The sequence below is a fragment of the Effusibacillus lacus genome (assembly GCF_002335525.1).
Lineage (GTDB): Bacteria > Bacillota > Bacilli > Tumebacillales > Effusibacillaceae > Effusibacillus > Effusibacillus lacus.
In genome coordinates, this window is sequence record NZ_BDUF01000020.1 from 47,777 (window position 1) to 65,048 (window position 17,272).

The 17,272-nt window shown below is 45.3% G+C and carries 18 protein-coding genes; 17 read left to right on the plus strand and 1 reads right to left on the minus strand.

All coding sequences use genetic code 11. The annotated features are described in order from the left end of the window. The first annotated feature begins 8 nt into the window (after positions 1-8). The 5 genes from EFBL_RS05315 to EFBL_RS05335 all read left to right on the plus strand — a co-directional run bounded on the left by EFBL_RS05315 (position 9) and on the right by EFBL_RS05335 (position 4,589). Positions 9-614, plus strand: coding sequence for a polymer-forming cytoskeletal protein (locus EFBL_RS05315; protein ID WP_096181105.1), 606 nt, complete (start codon positions 9-11; stop codon positions 612-614). Then, positions 595-2,172 carry an MDR family MFS transporter gene (locus EFBL_RS05320; RefSeq protein WP_096181106.1) on the plus strand — a complete coding sequence of 526 codons (1,578 nt, stop codon included), beginning with the start codon at positions 595-597 and terminating at the stop codon, positions 2,170-2,172. The genes EFBL_RS05315 and EFBL_RS05320 overlap by 20 nt, the downstream gene beginning before the upstream one ends. A gap of 22 nt (positions 2,173-2,194) precedes the next feature. Continuing rightward, positions 2,195-2,950 (plus strand): hypothetical protein, encoded by a 756-nt coding sequence (locus EFBL_RS05325; RefSeq protein ID WP_096181107.1) that lies wholly within the window; start codon positions 2,195-2,197, stop codon positions 2,948-2,950. An 88-nt stretch (positions 2,951-3,038) separates the two neighbouring features. Continuing rightward, positions 3,039-3,578 (plus strand): MFS transporter, encoded by a 540-nt coding sequence (locus tag EFBL_RS05330; RefSeq protein ID WP_269432679.1) that lies wholly within the window; start codon positions 3,039-3,041, stop codon positions 3,576-3,578. A gap of 102 nt (positions 3,579-3,680) precedes the next feature. Then, positions 3,681-4,589, plus strand: a complete 909-nt coding sequence (locus tag EFBL_RS05335) for a hypothetical protein (RefSeq protein ID WP_096181109.1) — start codon at positions 3,681-3,683, stop codon at positions 4,587-4,589. 134 nt (positions 4,590-4,723) lie between these two features. Here EFBL_RS05335 and EFBL_RS05340 read toward each other — a convergent pair whose 3' ends face one another. Further along, a complete protein-coding gene (locus EFBL_RS05340) occupies positions 4,724-4,921 on the minus strand; it encodes a cold shock domain-containing protein (protein ID WP_096181110.1) in 198 nt (65 codons plus the stop codon). Positions 4,922-5,108: 187 nt separating this feature from the next. On the opposite strand from EFBL_RS05340, the gene EFBL_RS05345 reads away from it, so the two are divergent. The 12 genes from EFBL_RS05345 (at position 5,109) to EFBL_RS05400 (ending at position 17,164) form a co-directional block, all read left to right on the plus strand. Continuing rightward, positions 5,109-6,638 (plus strand): MDR family MFS transporter, encoded by a 1,530-nt coding sequence (locus tag EFBL_RS05345; protein ID WP_096181111.1) that lies wholly within the window; start codon positions 5,109-5,111, stop codon positions 6,636-6,638. Positions 6,639-6,650: 12 nt separating this feature from the next. Beyond that, positions 6,651-7,187, plus strand: a complete 537-nt coding sequence (locus tag EFBL_RS05350) for a PadR family transcriptional regulator (protein WP_096181112.1) — start codon at positions 6,651-6,653, stop codon at positions 7,185-7,187. 401 nt (positions 7,188-7,588) lie between these two features. Beyond that, positions 7,589-7,987: an adenosylmethionine decarboxylase gene (speD, locus tag EFBL_RS05355; protein WP_096181113.1), complete on the plus strand. Its 399-nt coding sequence runs from the start codon at positions 7,589-7,591 to the stop codon at positions 7,985-7,987. Positions 7,988-8,378: 391 nt separating this feature from the next. After that, positions 8,379-8,984, plus strand: a complete 606-nt coding sequence (locus tag EFBL_RS20890) for a UvrD-helicase domain-containing protein (protein ID WP_207907613.1) — start codon at positions 8,379-8,381, stop codon at positions 8,982-8,984. Between the two features lie 510 nt (positions 8,985-9,494). Then, on the plus strand, positions 9,495-10,094 hold the full coding sequence (locus EFBL_RS05365) for a DUF1281 family ferredoxin-like fold protein (protein ID WP_096181114.1): 600 nt from the start codon (positions 9,495-9,497) through the stop codon (positions 10,092-10,094). 96 nt (positions 10,095-10,190) lie between these two features. Continuing rightward, positions 10,191-10,643 carry a type IV secretory system conjugative DNA transfer family protein gene (locus EFBL_RS05370; protein WP_231705690.1) on the plus strand — a complete coding sequence of 151 codons (453 nt, stop codon included), beginning with the start codon at positions 10,191-10,193 and terminating at the stop codon, positions 10,641-10,643. A 163-nt stretch (positions 10,644-10,806) separates the two neighbouring features. Then, complete coding sequence (locus EFBL_RS05375; protein ID WP_096181115.1) at positions 10,807-11,073, plus strand: helix-turn-helix domain-containing protein; 267 nt, start codon at positions 10,807-10,809, stop codon at positions 11,071-11,073. A 252-nt stretch (positions 11,074-11,325) separates the two neighbouring features. Further along, positions 11,326-12,909 carry a restriction endonuclease subunit S gene (locus EFBL_RS05380; protein ID WP_096181116.1) on the plus strand — a complete coding sequence of 528 codons (1,584 nt, stop codon included), beginning with the start codon at positions 11,326-11,328 and terminating at the stop codon, positions 12,907-12,909. Between the two features lie 13 nt (positions 12,910-12,922). After that, entirely contained in the window at positions 12,923-13,429 is a 507-nt protein-coding gene (locus tag EFBL_RS05385; protein WP_096181117.1) for a hypothetical protein, read from the plus strand. 15 nt (positions 13,430-13,444) lie between these two features. After that, positions 13,445-14,947, plus strand: a complete 1,503-nt coding sequence (locus EFBL_RS05390) for a type I restriction-modification system subunit M (RefSeq protein ID WP_096181118.1) — start codon at positions 13,445-13,447, stop codon at positions 14,945-14,947. Continuing rightward, positions 14,937-15,965, plus strand: a complete 1,029-nt coding sequence (locus tag EFBL_RS05395) for a virulence RhuM family protein (RefSeq protein ID WP_096181119.1) — start codon at positions 14,937-14,939, stop codon at positions 15,963-15,965. The genes EFBL_RS05390 and EFBL_RS05395 overlap by 11 nt, the downstream gene beginning before the upstream one ends. Then, positions 15,962-17,164, plus strand: a complete 1,203-nt coding sequence (locus EFBL_RS05400; RefSeq protein ID WP_096181120.1) for a restriction endonuclease subunit S — start codon at positions 15,962-15,964, stop codon at positions 17,162-17,164. Before EFBL_RS05395 ends, EFBL_RS05400 begins: the two co-directional genes overlap by 4 nt. Positions 17,165-17,272: the final 108 nt, after the last annotated feature.

The following is a 17,272-nucleotide window of genomic DNA, read 5'->3' on the forward strand; positions in this document are numbered from 1 at the left end:
AAAACAAAATGGAGAATCTGGCCCGGGGGAATCGGAATTTGAAAATCTATGGCACCGGAACAGCAGCCGGAGGAGTATACGAAAAAGTGAGTGTGAACGGAGAAGCGGAAATTGCCGGGGATTTGGATTGCACCCACTTAAAGATCAACGGGAACTGTACGTTTCATGGAAATGTAAAGGCTAAACTTTTCCGGATTGCCGGGAACGCAGATGTTGATGGCAGCATTAGCGGAGACGAAATCAAGATTCTGGGCGCTTTAACGGTCAATGGAGACTGCAATGCGGAATCCTTTGTTGCAAAGGGGGGGTTTACAATTGACGGGTTGTTGAACGCCGGGAAGATTGACATCAGTCCGTACGGTCCTTGCGAGGTCAAGGAAATTGGAGGAGAAACCATACATGTTCGATCTCGATTCCGATTGTTTGTCGGATATAATCATCTCTCTTCCGAAACGATTGAAGGAGACGACATCCATCTGGAATACACAAAAGCCGAGGTGGTTCGCGGGAACAGAGTGATCATTGGGCCCGGGTGTGAAATCGGGTTGGTCGAATACAAAGAGACATTTCATCAGGCAAAGGGGGTCAAGGTTCATGAAAGCAAAAAGATCTGACGGAAGTAAGTTGGGTTTTGTTGTTGCCGGACTGTTGTTGGGGATTTTGATCGCCGCTATGGACAATACAATTGTCGCTACCGCAATGGGTACGATCGTCGCAGATCTTGGGGGACTCGACAAGTTCGTTTGGGTTACCTCCGCCTACATGGTAACTGAAATGGCAGGCATGCCGATTTTCGGGAAACTGTCCGATATGTATGGACGGAAACGGTTTTTTATTTTTGGCCTGTCTATGTTTTTGTTGGGGTCTGTTTTGTGCGGCACCGCGCAAAGCATTGAACAACTCAGTATCTACCGGGCGATTCAGGGGATTGGCGGAGGTGCGCTCATGCCGATTGCGTTTACCATCATGTACGATATTTTTCCCCCGGAACAGAGAGGCAAAATGGGTGGTTTGTTCGGCGCGGTGTTTGGGCTTTCAAGTATTTTCGGGCCTCTGTTGGGGGCGTATATCACCGATTCTATCGACTGGCGCTGGGTGTTTTACATCAACTTGCCTTTAGGGGTGCTGGCATTTGCGTTTGTTGCGTATTTCTATCGGGAATCGCTGCAGCACGCCAGGCAAAAAATCGATTGGTGGGGAACGGTTACACTTGTCCCTGCCGTAGCAAGTTTGTTGTTCGCCCTTGAGCTTGGAGGCAACAAATACGAGTGGGATTCCGGGATTATTCTCGGCTTGTTTGCCGCGTTTGGCTTTTTATTTGCTGCATTTCTTTACGCGGAAACAAAAGCGGTTGAACCGATTATTTCGTATCAGATGTTTAAAAAGCGTCTGTTTGCCGCAAGCAATCTGGTCGGGCTGTTTTCAGGAGCCACTTTTATTGTCGCGACAGTGTACATTCCGATCTTTGTTCAGGGGGTCCTGGGTGGAACCGCGACCAACTCGGGGTTAGTCTTGCTGCCGATGATGCTTGGCACCGTGGTATCCGCACAACTGGGGGGATTCTTGTCCGCCAAAACCAGCTATCGCAACGTCATGGCGATTTTCACCGTACTTATGGTAATCGGAATTTTCCTCCTCAGTACATTGTCGACTGACACAACGCGTTACATGGTGACGATTTACATGATTATAGTCGGATTGGGTGTAGGAGCTTCTTTCTCGGTGCTGGGCATGGCGGTCATTCACCATTTCGACGAAAGACAGCGCGGTTCAGCCAGCTCCACAAGTTCTTTCCTGCGGGCATTGGGCATGACGTTGGGAATCACCATTTTCGGTATCATCCAAAGGAATCTCTTTGCCAATAGATTGACTGAAGCGTTTGCGGGTATGGGGCAGGTACCCCAGGGCGGAGCGCTTCATGATCCGCGCATGATCCTTGCGCCGGAAACCCGCTCCAGGATTCCTCAGCCGGTACTTGACAAGATCACTGGATCCTTGTCGACTTCGATTGCCGATACCTTTATTTGGGCGATGATACCCGCCCTGTTAACCCTTGCGTTTGTGTTCTTGATGAGCAATGAACGCCTGCAAGTGTTCGGGAAAGGCTTACAGCCGACGGGAAACGCTGCGAGAGAAGGGAAGCAGCCACTCGCTATTGAAGTAAAGGATTAATAAGTGTGAGAGGGGGAGACTGATGAACCCTGCAATGTATGTTGATGATTTGACAATTTCGGGAAGTGGTTCCACGAACGGAGGCAGATTCAACAATGTCAATATTTCCGGATCCTGCAAGATCAACGGTGACATTGAAGCGAACGCCATTAAGATCTCCGGGTCAGCAACGATGAGCGGAAACGTGAAATCCGGAAGGTATATTGTTAACGGGTTCGGGTCAGTTCGCGGGAATCTGGAAGGCGGGATTGTAAGAAACAATGGGCGACTGAAGGTTGTAGGAGAGTCCCGGGCAATGGAGTTTACAAACAGCGGAAGTTCGTTAGTCCGCGGACATCTGAAAGCGGAACGGATACGGTCTGTCGGGAGGCTGGTAGTTGGAGGAGGCGTTGAAACAGAGGAGTTCGACTCTTACGGTTCGCTGAAAGTCGGCGGCTTGCTGAATGGACACCGTATCAAAATAAAAATCAAGGGGATGTGTTTTACGAAGGAACTGGGTGGTGAGGAGATTCAAGTCTCATTTTCCGATTCCAACATTTTTGGACTGTTCGGGAATCTGTTGGTCAAACCTGTACTTCGTTTGTTCAAACGAGGGTACAATCAGCTTACGGCAGAACTGATCGAGGGCACGACGATTTCATTGGAACATACAAACGCCAAGACCGTAAGGGGAGACAAGGTAACAATCGGCCCTAAGTGTAAAATCGAACTGGTGGAATATAAAGAATCGATCACGATTCATCCGAAAGCCATCGTCAAGCAGCATTTGAAAGTGTAACATATATATCTAACGAACCTTAACGGACAATATTTCACGAGCAGTTGGTACTTGCAGCGCTCCTGTAAGGAGTTTAATCCCGTCTTTTCTGTTCGGATACATGGAAGCGTCTTTGAATGTTAACTTTCCGGTATATGCGGTTCGAAACGGCATTGCTCTGGAATGGGTGTCAGTCATTCTTCCGGCTTTTGTCGTGGGTAGTCTGGCTTTGCAAATGCCTCTTGGCAAGTGGAGTGATAAAACAGGCCGGCAAAAGGTCATGACGCTTTGTGCGGTGACAGGAGCTGCCGCTTTTGTGGCGTTTCCCTTTGCGGGGGACAATGTGTGGGCCATGATGGCGCTTCTGGCTCTTGCCGGGGCGACGGTGGGCTCTTTCTACTCATTGGGTCTGGCGTTTGTGGCAGACATCTTGCCACAGGGCATGGTTCCCACAGCCGGAATCATTGCGAGCATGAACTTCAGCTTGGCCAGCATTTTGGCACCCAACCTGAACGGTGTCTTGCTTGATTCCGCTTGGCCCGGCTCGATGTTTGCCGTCATGGGGGGCATGTTGGCCCTGTTTGCCGTCTCCGGTCCCTTTTTCCGCAGACGCCGGTCCAGGCAAATAACAGCCACGCATGGTTTCTAGTGGGATCCCTAAACTTTTCCTGTGTTGAAAAAAAGCTATTTTTGTGGTTCCCTTTCACTTCTTATGCTAGAGTAAATAGAGAGTAGACTTTGAGGTGATCGTGTGAACCTTGGAAAGTTTGTAATAATGATTGCGTTGGCGGCAGTCACTGTCGGTTGTCAATCGAACGCGGCATGGACCCCTAATTTTCTGAAGCAGGCTCAGCCGGAAAAAAAACAGCAGCAGCAAAAAACATTTGAGGATGTTTTGAAGCACACGCAAGGAGATCCTCTTGAGGGCAAAGTCCTGGCTGAGATAAAAGGTGTTTTCGATCCTGATGCCAATCGATTCGCGTTTGTGACAGACGATGACAGGCCGGTTTTCGTATATGAGGAAAGTGATGGCACGGTTAAGCTGCTGATTGTAAACAAAGACGGAACTGTCAAACAGGAATCTTTCCAGGGATACGACTTGAAAAAAGCGATTCTCAACAACAAGATTCTTTACATAGGATACAAGGGCAATTCGGTGATCAAACTAAACGTGGACAGTTTCCATTATTCGGAAGTGGACAAGTCTGAAATGGAAAGGGCACGGGTTGTACTGGACGAATTCAAGCTGCCGGGGAAAGAGACTCCCGTTCATTCGCAGGACGGATTCATCTATACGCAGGAAGGTTATATATTTGACATCAAGAATCACGAGTACCTGCTCAGTGGAAAATCGAAGAAAAAGTTCTATGAAAAGGCGGATTTTGCTTACGGGACTCACTTGTTTGAAATTGAACCCCGCCTTGACCAGGCGATCAATCTGAAAGTGATCGCAGCAAAAGGCGATAAGACAGCAAAAGGAAAGACTTACGGGATTCACTTGGATTTGCACAAGGGATATAATGTAAAGAATATTGAGCATGCCATCGGATCCAATGGCACCCTTTACCTGTTTGCCATAGGAGCCAGAGAGGACAACAAGTTGGCAGTGAAGATGTTTGAAGTACCGTTGAGATCACTTGAGGAAAAGGAAATGGAATAAACCGGACAAACATTTGATTCCGACAAAAAACCGTGTGGCGGAAGCCGCGCGGCTTTTTGTTTGGCCCGGTGAGTCTGCAGGAAAATAAAAACCCCGGTCAAAGCAGCAGCTTCATCCGGGGAATATCACCAGGGTTAGATTCTTACAACGTTGGCAGCCTGTGGTCCACGTGCACCTTCTACAATGTCAAATTCAACTTTTTGGCCTTCTTCCAAGGTTTTGAAACCATCTGTCTGGATAGCGGAGAAGTGGACGAACACGTCGCCGCCGTCTTCGCGCTGGATAAATCCGTAGCCTTTTTCCGCACTGAACCACTTAACAATCCCTTGCATTAAAGAATACCTCCTAGAGCTTTGGAAAGCTGACAAACTTACCTTTTTCCAAGGTATGCCTTGAGTCTAGCAGAAATTATCTGCAAAATCAAACAAAAGTTATGCTGAATATGGATTGCATTTCAGCTTCAATTTGAGTACTATAATTTGTGTACTACAATTTGAATATATTGTCCAAGGAGGATCTATGAAGCAAACAAATGTGAAATGGACAGTAGCCGCCATGATGCTGGCACTCCTTCTTGCATCGCTTGACCAAACGATTGTGGCGACCGCGATGCCGACAATTGTTGCGGAATTGAAGGGAATGGAGATTTATTCATGGGTTTTCACTTCCTATATGTTGACGATGACCACCATCATGCCTATTGTCGGGAAGTTATCTGACATGTATGGGCGTAAACTCTTTTTCCTGTTGGGGCTGGGAGTCTTTATGGCAGGGTCAGCCCTTTGCGGTACAGCCGATTCCATGTTTGAGCTGGTGATTTACCGGGGCCTTCAGGGGCTGGGCGCAGGATCCATCATGCCGACCGCTTTCACAATTATCTTTGAGATTTTCCCGCCGGAAAAAAGAGGCCGCATGCAAGGGATTTTCGGTACCGTGTTCGGAATTTCGTCAGTGTTTGGACCATCGCTTGGTGCCTACATTACCGAATTCTTCTCCTGGGAATGGATTTTCTACATTAATTTGCCACTGGGTATTGTTTCCTTTGGTATTCTTATGTTCTCACTGGTGGAAACCAAAGCGGCCGGCCATTCGCCGAAGGTGGATTACCTGGGAGCCGGCACGATGGCGGTGTCGGTAATTACCTTGCTTCTGGCGCTTGTGTTGGGAGGCAAGGAATACGAATGGTCTTCATGGCAAGTGTTGGGGCTATTTGCGATCTCACTGCTGTTTCTAGGGTTTTTCCTGCAGGTGGAACGAAGAGCCAAAGAACCCATGCTGCCTCTTTCCCTGTTCAGGAAACGGGTGATTGCAGTTGTCAGTGCTGTTACTTTTCTGCAGGGGGCCGCGATGATGGGGGGAGCCACCTATATTCCTCTGTTTGTGCAGGGTGTTCTCGGCGGAAGTGCAGCGAATGCGGGTAACATCCTGACCCCGATGATGCTGTCGCTGGTGGTGGGCTCCACGGTTGGCGGATTGGTCATGCGGAAGTATACCTATCGGACCATCACTTTGACAGCCATGGCCGTCATGTCGCTGGGCGCTTTCCTGTTGACCCGTCTCAACATGACTTCATCGTCATTTGAAGTGATCCTGTATATGATCATCTTCGGTTTGGGGACCGGACCCTTGATGCCGGTTACCACCACAGCGGTGCAGGGAGTGGTGGAACCGACACAACGGGGGGTTGCCACATCAAGTGTCACTTTCTTCCGCTCCATTGGGGGAACGGTCGGGGTGGCCATTATGGGCACCATCGTCACTATGACCATGACCCATTCCCTGGCTCAACAGATCACAGGTTTGCCTGTGAATGAGGCGTTGCTGAAGGACCCTCAGGTTCTGCTGGAACCGGCAGCAAGAATGGCGATTCCCGCACCGGTTTTGACAATTTTGCAAAACAGCCTGGCACAAGCAATCTCCAATGTATTCCTCTTCAGCCTGGGAGCAGCACTTGCGGGGTTGGTGATTTCGGCGTTTCTTGGCAAGTCGAAACTGGAAATTCATAGAAAACCCGTTCAGACCAAAGCCATACCCGACGGCACGGCCTAGGAGGAACCCGGAATGGAATTGCGGCTTCTGATCTTGGGGTTACTGTCTGAACATGACCTGCATCCTTATGAGGTCCTGCAGATTCTGAAAACACGCCAAGTACACGATTACATTAAGGTCAATTATGGAACTCTGTATTATGCTTTCGACCAGATGGAGAAGAATGGCTGGATCGCAGTAAAGGAAGTGATCCAGGAGGAGAAGCGCCCGGAAAAAAGGGTCTACCGCATCACCGAAACAGGACGGGAGGAATTCCGAAAACTACTTCACAAAGCCTTTCGCAGTGAGGCCAAGATATTTCACCCGCTATATCCCGCTTTGATGAACGGTCACCTGGCGAATACTGAAGAAGTGGCTGCGGCTATGGAATGGCGGCTGCAGATTGCCCGCAAGAATGTGGAGTTTCTTCGTGAACTTTATCGCTGCAAATCTTGCGGACATCCTTATGGCGTGGTAATGCTCATCAAGAACGCTTTGATGCACAGTGAGACCGAACTGGCATGGTTGGAAGAATTTCTGGAAGGAGTCAAAGCCGGAAGACTGTCATGAAGTTGCGGTGGAAGGCGTTGTTGGTTCATTGAGCCTTGCTGTTTGGGTGTTTTGACAGGTACCAAATAACCACGAAGAACATATCGTATGAAGGACCCTATGGGGTTGGTTACAAGAGCAGCCGCCGGTAACAGTCAGCGGGTTTGCTGTTGATCGATTCTACCAGGTTTCTGAGAGGTTTCACAAAAAACTTGCAAAAAGTATTGAAACCATATTCAATCTGTGATATTTTAATCTTCGTTAAAAATAAATCGAAGCAAACGAAATCGGATTAGGAACCAGGATTCACTTAAAGGGTTAGGACCTCTCCGGACTAACTTTCCCCCGTGGTGAATGACGTAGGTCCTATGCGAAAAATCGAGCAACACCAATTTTTCGTTTAGGAAGGGGGCCGAAAGCTCATGACCCAAGAGGTGTATTCAACTTATGGGAGACATGTTGCTGTCGACACGTGGGGTGCTGACTTTAACATGCTCAATGACGCCAAATTTTTGGAAGAAATGATGGTAAAGGCTGCTGAGAAGTGCGGTGCAACGGTTCTATCCGTTCAATCCAAACAATTTGAGCCTCAAGGAGCAACCGTTCTGGTTTTGCTTTCGGAGAGCCACATCTCAATCCACACCTACCCGGAGAAAGGTTTTGCGGCATTGGATTGCTACACCTGCGGAGAGACCGTGGATCCTCAAATTGCGATGGATTACATGATCTCGGTCCTGAAACCGGAGAAAGCCTACCCCAAGATGCTCAAGCGTGGAGAAGGTCCGATCGTAGTGGTCGAACCAGTCGGAGCGATGAAATAAGCCTGCGAAAGCGGGCTTTTTTTATAAATGCACACTTTAGTCATGTGGAGTGCGTAGTTCTGATAAAACGTGCCGAAAGCCGCATGGGATAAGGCTTTCCGGCAGTTTTGAAGAGCAGTTTTTGAGGGGTAAAAACGATGATAAAAACTCGGTTATTTTTAAAATGATCGGGTTTTTACTTTTATAAGATAAACCAGAAAAGCATTACTTGCCTGACTGGATTTTCTTTGACAAATATGGGGGTATAGCTTGTCAGGGAAAGCGCAAATAATATTCTGAAAAATTAGTCAAATAAAAGTCTTTCAACAAGTTTTCCAGAATTTATTATATAATTATGTCTATAATGGGGAGGTCGAATTATTAAGCCTTAAAATAAGGTGGACTGGAAAGGATGAGAAATTCAGGCAATGAAGATCGAAAAGGTTTTCATGAAGAATTTCCGCTGCTTCGGTTCGAGAGGGACCAAGACTTTGACCATGTCCCGCTGTCGTTTCCGATGCTTAACCGACTTGTCGAATTACTGATTCGAGAGAACCCGTCGATCCTCAAAGCCCTGCGTCTCACATATTCAGTCGTGTTTTTCGACGAGTTTCAGGATACAACCTTTGTCCAGTTTGAGCTTCTACGTACCGCGTTCGATGGCAGCGAGGCCATCTTCACAGCCGTGGGGGATGACAAGCAGCGTATCATGGTGTGGGCGGGCGCTATGCCAGACGCTTTCGCCCAGTTTGAGCAGCAGTTCGGCGCGCAAAGAATCTCACTAATCTCCAACTGGCGCTCGCATGAGGATCTTGTTCGGATTCAGCACGTCATCGCGAGCAGAATCGATTCCACCGTCGAGGAGCCCGAGGCCCGTGCCGAGCGGCTGGTTGACGTGCAGGTCCTCCGCCGAGCATTTCCTTCCTATCAGCGTCAGCGTGATTTTGTTCGTGTCTGGAACGGGTTCGTGTTGCTCCTGCTGGAGTTTGGAAACGTCGATTTCTGCGGTGAGAAGTGAAAGGGAGCCGCCCATTGCATTGACATGGTCTGCAATTAGTTCGCCCCGACTTGTACTATTTTATTGTTCTGGGGCAAATTGTTATAGGTTGGGGGTAGTTGCCACTTCCCCTAATCCATATTATAGTAGCTGGTGTTAAAAAGCGAATAAAAGTAGACCTAATCTATTTGGGCAGTGTCAAGAAATTTTCGCATTTTGAATAATCTCTTAACACAACTAGCAGCTAATCAGAAACTGGGTTGGCTTCTCAAGGGTATTAGATTGCCTGATAGCGCAGCTTCATTTTATATACAGCTAAAACCAAATAAGGAAAAGGAATCTCCTATTAGCAAATTAGCGGTGGCATTTTAGAAATAAGATGCTGCCGTTTTTTTATGCCCTTTTTTAGGAATGACGGTGAAATCTTTGTCAGCTTCTGGAATAGTGATCATTTCTTCATCAAGCCGGAGCGGGAGCTGAAACAGGAAAACAAACAAAACATTTGCGAACAGACGATGGGAGGAATGTAACATGCCAAATCATATTACAAACATACTTACCGCATCTGGTGATAAGGAAAAGGTCAGCGCAATGTTTGAAGCCATCAAAAATGATGAGATTGGAACCGGCAGCAATGACTTCAATAAAATTACACCGATGCCGGAACACATCTACAGAGGGGATCTGGGCAGGGAGGAAATTGAAAAGTACGGCGCTGAAAACTGCTGGTACGACTGGAGTATAAAAAACTGGGGAACAAAATGGAACAGCTATGGCTATGACGAACATACCGCAGAAAATTTTGACGGCAGCTCGATAAAATTCTTAACCGCATGGAGCAGCGTTAGCGATTTAATGAAAAAGCCGTCCTCTATGTTTCCTGATATCCGTTTTGACTACAAATGGGCGGATGAGGACTTTGGCTATAACACTGGTAAGGCAGAGTTTAAAGATGGTAAAACCCTGAGTTACTTTACAGCAGAGGGCGGCTCTGCCGAGGCGCTTGAGCTGGCGGCAAGTATTCTTGATATAGACCTTGCCGAAGCAGGATGTCTCTACAATGAAAACACCGGTAAATACGAATATGTGGAAGATGAGCCGGATGAAACTCCTCAGATGGGTGGTGTGTAGAAATGCATACCGGTATTTTTTTATGAAAGGCATATAAGCATGAGGCGCTATCTGAAAAGGCAGCGTCTTTTTTTGTTGCCGGAAAGGAGCTGAACTATGAACAAAGATACAAAAACACAGGATAAAAAAACAGGCAGCGATCCTGCACCATCAAGAAAAATCGTGGCTATTATACAGAGCTTTGCACAGCTTGAAAAGAACTACGGCAAGGAAGGAGCCGCCATCATCATCGACAACTGCCAGGACACCATCTTTGGAGGCTTTGCCCCTAACTCGGAATCAGCAGAGATACTCTCCAGAAGCCTTGGCAATAAGACGGTTTTATCAGGTTCGGTTACCCGGGGGAAGTATGATCCGTCCCAATCCTTGCAAATGATCCAGCGTCCCCTGATGACTCCCGATGAATTGAAGACCCTGCCCAAAGGCAGCTTCATTGTCGCAAAGACCGGCGCCTGTCCTATGAAAACCAGTTTAAAGCTGTTCAAGGTTGCCTATGCTGACAAAAAAAGAGCTGGAAGAGGAGATCGTCAAGCGGCACATATCATATGAAGATATAGAAGAGCAGGAACCATACTCCACATCAGCTCAAGGCGGCAAATCTCTTGCACCGCTGAAGAGATTCAGGGGAAAGCATTGAAGTCCAGGCTGCAAACAAAGACAAAAACACAGCGGCAAATGGAGCCGCCGCTGCGCACAGATTAGGAGGTGCCTGATGGGCTATTTTGAATCGCTTTATGCATCAGAGCTTCCCCATAGGGCTGTAGCCGTCTACATGTACCTTCGTGACAGGGCGGACAAGAATGGCAAATGGTATCCGGCGATCGGTACCATCGCCGCAGAACTGAAGCTGTCACGGAGCACCGTAAAAAGAGCCATCGCGGACCTTGAAAAGAGCGGTTATGTTTGCAAAGAGCAGCGGTGGCGTGAGGACGGGGGCAAGAGCAGCAACATGTATTTTTTGAAATCAGGGATGGGGTAACTCTGAAAAACCTTACTTTTATACCAAGGGGGCAGTCTGTTTATTTGGTGAACTGTGGTACGGTTCACCGTGAGCTATGCAGTGAACTGCCCACTCTAAGAAATATTCAACGTCAGACAAAGAAACAAAATAGAGTAGCATCAACAGACAAAAAATGTAAAAATAATATTTTAGTATAGACATACTAAAATATTTATGATACACTACTATCAATGGAAGAATTTACACATTTGGATAGAAAGGAGGAAAATTATGAACCCATCAATAGATGTTTTTATAAATTCATTTGCCATGCGCGGTATTACCTCCCGGGAGCAATTATTAAACGAAATGTTACGCGTCAAACTTACAACGCGAGCCGTGAAATCACGGAAAAAATCTCTACAGGATGGAGAGCAGCTTTTCGAATTAATGAAGCATTCTACCGAAAGTACAATCCTGGGATACTTTCCGGGCGACAGGGATTTCTTTTCTTCTATTTATAAGGTTGCACAAGAAATTGATCTGATTGAGTTTACACTTAAGCTATACCAAAATGACCGTTTCGGACAGATATTCTCTCCAGCTTATTTGACGGAATATGTCTGTAGCCTGATAGATGATGCAAAAGCCCAGTCGATACTTATTGCCGAAGCAGAAAAAAGCCTGTCAGGTCTTAAAGGCTTGGTGGAGAAGCATCAGTCAAGCAATATAACCTTTACCACATCCAATGTACTTATGTTTATACTGCTTAAGCTTGGGTTTGAAGAATATGAGAACGTCAGTATTCTTAATCAGTCGATATACCAGGAGCTGCTTAGTGACGCACGTTTTGACTTTATTTATTCACTGCCTGACTTTGGCGGCAAGATTGAAGGCGTTAACCATAAATTTATGTCCTCAAGACCGGATATTGTGGCAACGCAGAATTTACTTGGGCATTTATCCGACAGAGGGACGCTGGTGACTGTGCTCCCTGCTAAGATTACATTTGCAAGTGGTTCTGAAGCAAAGCTGCGTGAGCATATCATGACCCACTATCAATTGGAGGGTATTTACAACCTTCCTGAAGGCACTTTTAAGCCATACGCTGCTATAAAAACTTATCTGCTTAAGATAGGTGCTATAAAAAAGGAAAATGTGAGCGTGGGATATTTGGGTTATGATAATGGTCTTTATGTCGATAAAGTGAAGGTAGTGAGGAGCGGAGATTTTGCCGCTCATGAGGATTGGCGAATTGAACTTATACTCGCAGATGATGACGAGAATATCAGAAAGTATAAGACATCAACTCTTGAAAGAGTGAAACTTCATGAAGTTGCAGAGGTTTTCAGGGGAAAATCAATCCTGAAAAAGGATGTTAAGCCTGGAAAAATTCTGGTACTAAATATTTCAAACATTACTGATACCGGCATTGATTATTCCAATATGGACAGTATTGATGAAGAAGAACGAAAAATTAAAAGATATGAGTTGATAGACGGAGACATAGTCTTGTCCAGTAGAGGGTCGGCAATTAAAACAGGTGTATACCGTAAACAAAAAAATATCGTTATCGCCTCGGCCAATGTTATCGTTATCAGACCCAATAACAGAGTACTGAGTGATTACCTTAAGATATTCTTTGAGAGTCCTGTCGGAATAACGATTATAAAAAGTTTTCAACGAGGAACGTCCATTGTAAATATAAATCACACTGACATTATGGAAATGGAAATACCGCTGCTAGGTATTGAAGAGCAGAAAGAGCTAGTGGAAAAGTATGCAAGGGAAGTTGCGGTATATCAAGAGACTGTGACCAAAGCTGAGAAACGTTATTTGGAAGAGAAGGAGAAAATTTATAATCAATTAGTGTAAGGGGACGGTGCGAATGGTAAAGAAAATTGATTATTTCTGCGGGGCTTTTTTATCCTATCTTATTTCTAACGGTATTACACCAGCTTTGTTTGAAGCGGGAGAAAAAAGTAAAATCGTAAAGTTCACCACAGATCTTGGCGATTATAAAGTATATATCAAATACTCAACCACCTGCAAAGCAAGCGATAGAAAGAATACTAGAAAGTGGGATGTGCGTTTTACGGAAAAAGAAATGGAGGTCATTAAAAACTTTCCGGAGCCAAACAGAAAACATTTCTTTGTCCTGGTATGCACTGATCCTGATATGAAAGAAAACGAAATTGCCGTATTGGATTTCGATAATGGTTTGGAGTGTTTGGGAAACGACTCTGTTAACAAAGAACGCAGAATCTCAGTTGTACATAAAAAAGGCAGTCCATATCTGAAATGTTACGGAACCGCTAGAAGCGAAAATCAAGGAATACAGATCTATAAAGATTTTAATAGGTATTTTTTGGATAAAGCAATAGATTGCGTATGATGAGGAGGATAAAAAATGGCAACGATCAATTTAGGGTTTGAAAATAATCTGTGGGAAATGGCAGATAAACTGCGCGGCAACATTGAGGCTTCGGAATACAAGCATGTAGTACTGGGACTTATTTTCCTTAAATACATCTCCGATGCTTTTGAGGAGAGATATAACGAGCTGGTTGCCGAGGGTGAAGGATTTGAGGAAGATATAGATGCTTATACCGAAGAGAATGTTTTTTTCGTACCGAAGGAAGCCCGTTGGGAGTACATAAAATCCAATGCCAAGCAGCCTACTATCGGACAGATTATCGATGAAGCAATGATCGCTATTGAAAAGGAAAACGCCTCCCTTAAAGGGGTGTTGCCGAAAAACTATGCACGCCCGGAAATAGACAAAACAAAGCTTGGCGAGCTTATCGACCTATTTTCCTTTAAGGTTGGTGATAAGGAGGCAAGAGCAAAAGATGTGCTCGGTAGGGTTTACGAATACTTCCTTGGGAAGTTCGGTTCGTCAGAAGGCGAATTTTACACTCCGCCATCTATCGTAAAGCTGCTTGTTGAAATGATTGAGCCCTATAAAGGCAGGGTTTATGACCCGTGCTGCGGGTCCGGCGGTATGTTTGTGCAGAGCCAAAGATTCGTTGAAGAACACAGCGGAAGAAAGGACGACATCCATATCTTTGGACAGGAATATACCGCTACCACCTGGCGACTTTGCAAAATGAACCTTGCCATCCGGGGCATTGACGGAAACCTTGGCGAGCGGGATGCGGATACCTTTTCCAATGATCTCCACAAGATGTTAAAGGCGGACTATATCCTTGCCAATCCACCCTTTAATATCAAGGACTGGGGTGCAAACAGGCTTACCGATGATGCTCGCTGGAAGTATGGTATGCCCCCTGCCGGAAACGCCAACTATGCCTGGATACAGCATATTATTTCCAAGCTCTCGCCAAACGGGGTAGCGGGCTTTGTCATGGCAAACGGCGCTATGTCTACCAATACAAGCAGTGAGGCCGAGATAAGGAAGAATATTATCGAAGACAAGCTGGTGGACTGTATCATCACTCTGCCGCCCAACCTTTTCTATAATGTAACCATTCCCGCCTGTCTGTGGTTCTTAACCAAGAATAAGAAATCGGCAGGCCGGGATCGCAGTAACGAAATCCTCTTTATTGATGCCCGCAAGATGGGTACGATGGTTGACCGCAAACACAGGGAACTTGATTATGAGACAGAGATAAAATATATCGCCGATATATACCACAAATGGAAAAAGGGCGAAGAATACGAGGATATCAAAGGATTCTGCAAATCTGCCACCTTGGATGAAGTGCGCTCCCATGAGTATATTCTCACCCCCGGCAGGTTTGTGGGCATTGAAGAACGGGTCGATGACGGGGAGCCTTTTGATGAAAAAATGGCCAGGCTTACCGGTGAACTTGCCGAAATGTTTGCAAAGCGCAAGTCTCTGGAGGAGGAAATCCGTAAAAGACTGGGGGCGATCGGGTATGAGTTTTGAAAATAATTCGGAAATATTAATTTACCAAACTGAAGATGGGAAAACCAAAATCGATGTGAGAATGGAAAACGAGACGGTTTGGCTGACTCAGGCCCAAATGGCTGAGTTGTTTCAGACCAGCAAACAGAATGTTAGTCTGCATATCAATAATGTATTTAAAGAAGGCGAACTTGATGAAATTTCAGTTGTCAAGGAATACTTGACAACTGCTGCTGACGGTAAGAAATACAAGACGAAATTTTATAACTTGGATGTCATAATTTCTGTTGGCTATCGTGTTAAATCCCACAGGGGCACTCAGTTCAGAATCTGGGCAACCCAAAGACTTAAGGAATATATCATCAAAGGCTTTACTATGAATGATGACCTGCTGAAAAAAGCAGGCGGCGGCAATTATTTTGAGGAATTATTGGAGCGCATCCGGGATATTCGCTCCTCAGAAAAGGTATTTTACCGCAAGATTTTGGATATTTACGCGACGAGTATTGACTATTCACCGGATGCGGCCATTTCACAGCAGTTTTTTCAAACGGTCCAGAACAAAATGCACTGGGCGGCCCATGGGCATACTGCGGCAGAAATAGTGTATCTGAGAGCTGATAGTACAAAGCCTTTTATGGGAATGACCAACTTTACCGGTTCCAAGCCTACCAGGTCAGAATCCCAGATTGCCAAAAACTATCTTACAGAGGATGAACTGGCTGTACTAAACCGCATCGTCAATGCGTATATCGAATTTGCCGAGCTTCAGGCAATGCGCAGAAAGCCAATGTACATGGTCGACTGGATAGAAAAATTGGACGATTTCCTTAAAATGAGCGACAATGAGATCCTTACGCACGCAGGCAAAATCAGCCACCAACAAGCCACTCAAAAGGCAATAGAAGAGTATGAGAAGTATAGGGAACGGACCAAAAATGAGCTTTCCGAGGTGGAAAAGCATTTTTTAGAAAGTATAGACAAGACCGCAAAGAAGCTGAAAGGGAAAAAGGACAGCATCGGAGGTGATAGGGTGTGAGTTTTAGTGAGTGGAGAGAGGTTAAACTCGGTGATGTATGCGAAAGTGTGTCAATTACACATTCTTTTGAAAAGTCAGAGTTGATATTTCTAAATACATCTGATGTTTATGACGGCTCAATTTTGCATAATAATTATTCGCCTGTTGCGGATATGCCTGGCCAAGCCAAGAAAAGCATAAAAAGAGGAGATATTCTTTATAGCGAAATCAGGCCTAAAAATAAAAGGTACGCTATGGTTAATTTTGATGCTTCAGACTATGTTGTATCAACTAAATTCATGGTTATTAGAAGTAAGGATTTAATCGATAATAAATTCCTTTATTTGTATCTAACGTCAAATGAGGTGCTGGACACTTTACAACAAGTCGCAGAAGCACGCTCTGGAACGTTTCCACAAATTACTTTTAGTCAAGTAGCAGAGTTGAACGTAAATCTTCCTCCACTTCCTGAGCAAAAAGCAATCTCCGCCACACTGTCTGCCCTTGACGATATGATCGAGCTTAACAACCAAATCAACAAAATCCTTGAAGAAATGGCGCAGGCAATCTTCAAGTCCTGGTTTGTGGACTTTGAGCCGTTTAAAGACGGGGAGTTTGAGGAAAGTGAACTGGGGTTAATACCAAAGGGGTGGAGAGTTGGGACCTTAGGAGATATATGTCATATAAATATGGGTCAATCGCCATCTTCTGATACGTATAATTCTGTGGGTGTTGGTATGGTCTTTTATCAAGGTGTTAAAGATTTTGGGTTCAAATATCCAGAGGAGTCTATGTATTGTAGCAAACCAAATAAGATTGCTAAACCTGGAGATGTTTTATTAAGTGTTAGAGCACCTGTCGGGCAAATTAACGTTGCATATAAGGAATGTTGTATAGGCAGAGGTGTTTCAGCATTAAGACTTAAGCATCATAAAAACAATATTCTGTATTATTGGCTAAAGACAATTACTAAACAATTTCACGATGCAAGTAATGGATCAATCTTTGATGCAATTAATAAATCAGGAATTGAAAGAGTAAAAGTTGTTGTCCCAAGTGACGTGGATATAATTGACATTTTTAACGATTTTATTAAATTAATAGATGAAGAATTATTTAATAATTTTCAATCCACAAGGGTTCTAAAGTCACTTCGCGACACCTTGTTACCTAAACTGATGAGCGGTGAGATAAGAGTACCGGTGGAGGAGGTTGTGTGAGATGTATGTGATAGAAAGGAGCTATTCCTGTAATGAATTAAAACGCAGTTTGCAAAAAGAAAAGCGCCTCCTGTATGCTGGGTCTCGAATGCGAACACAATCACTGCC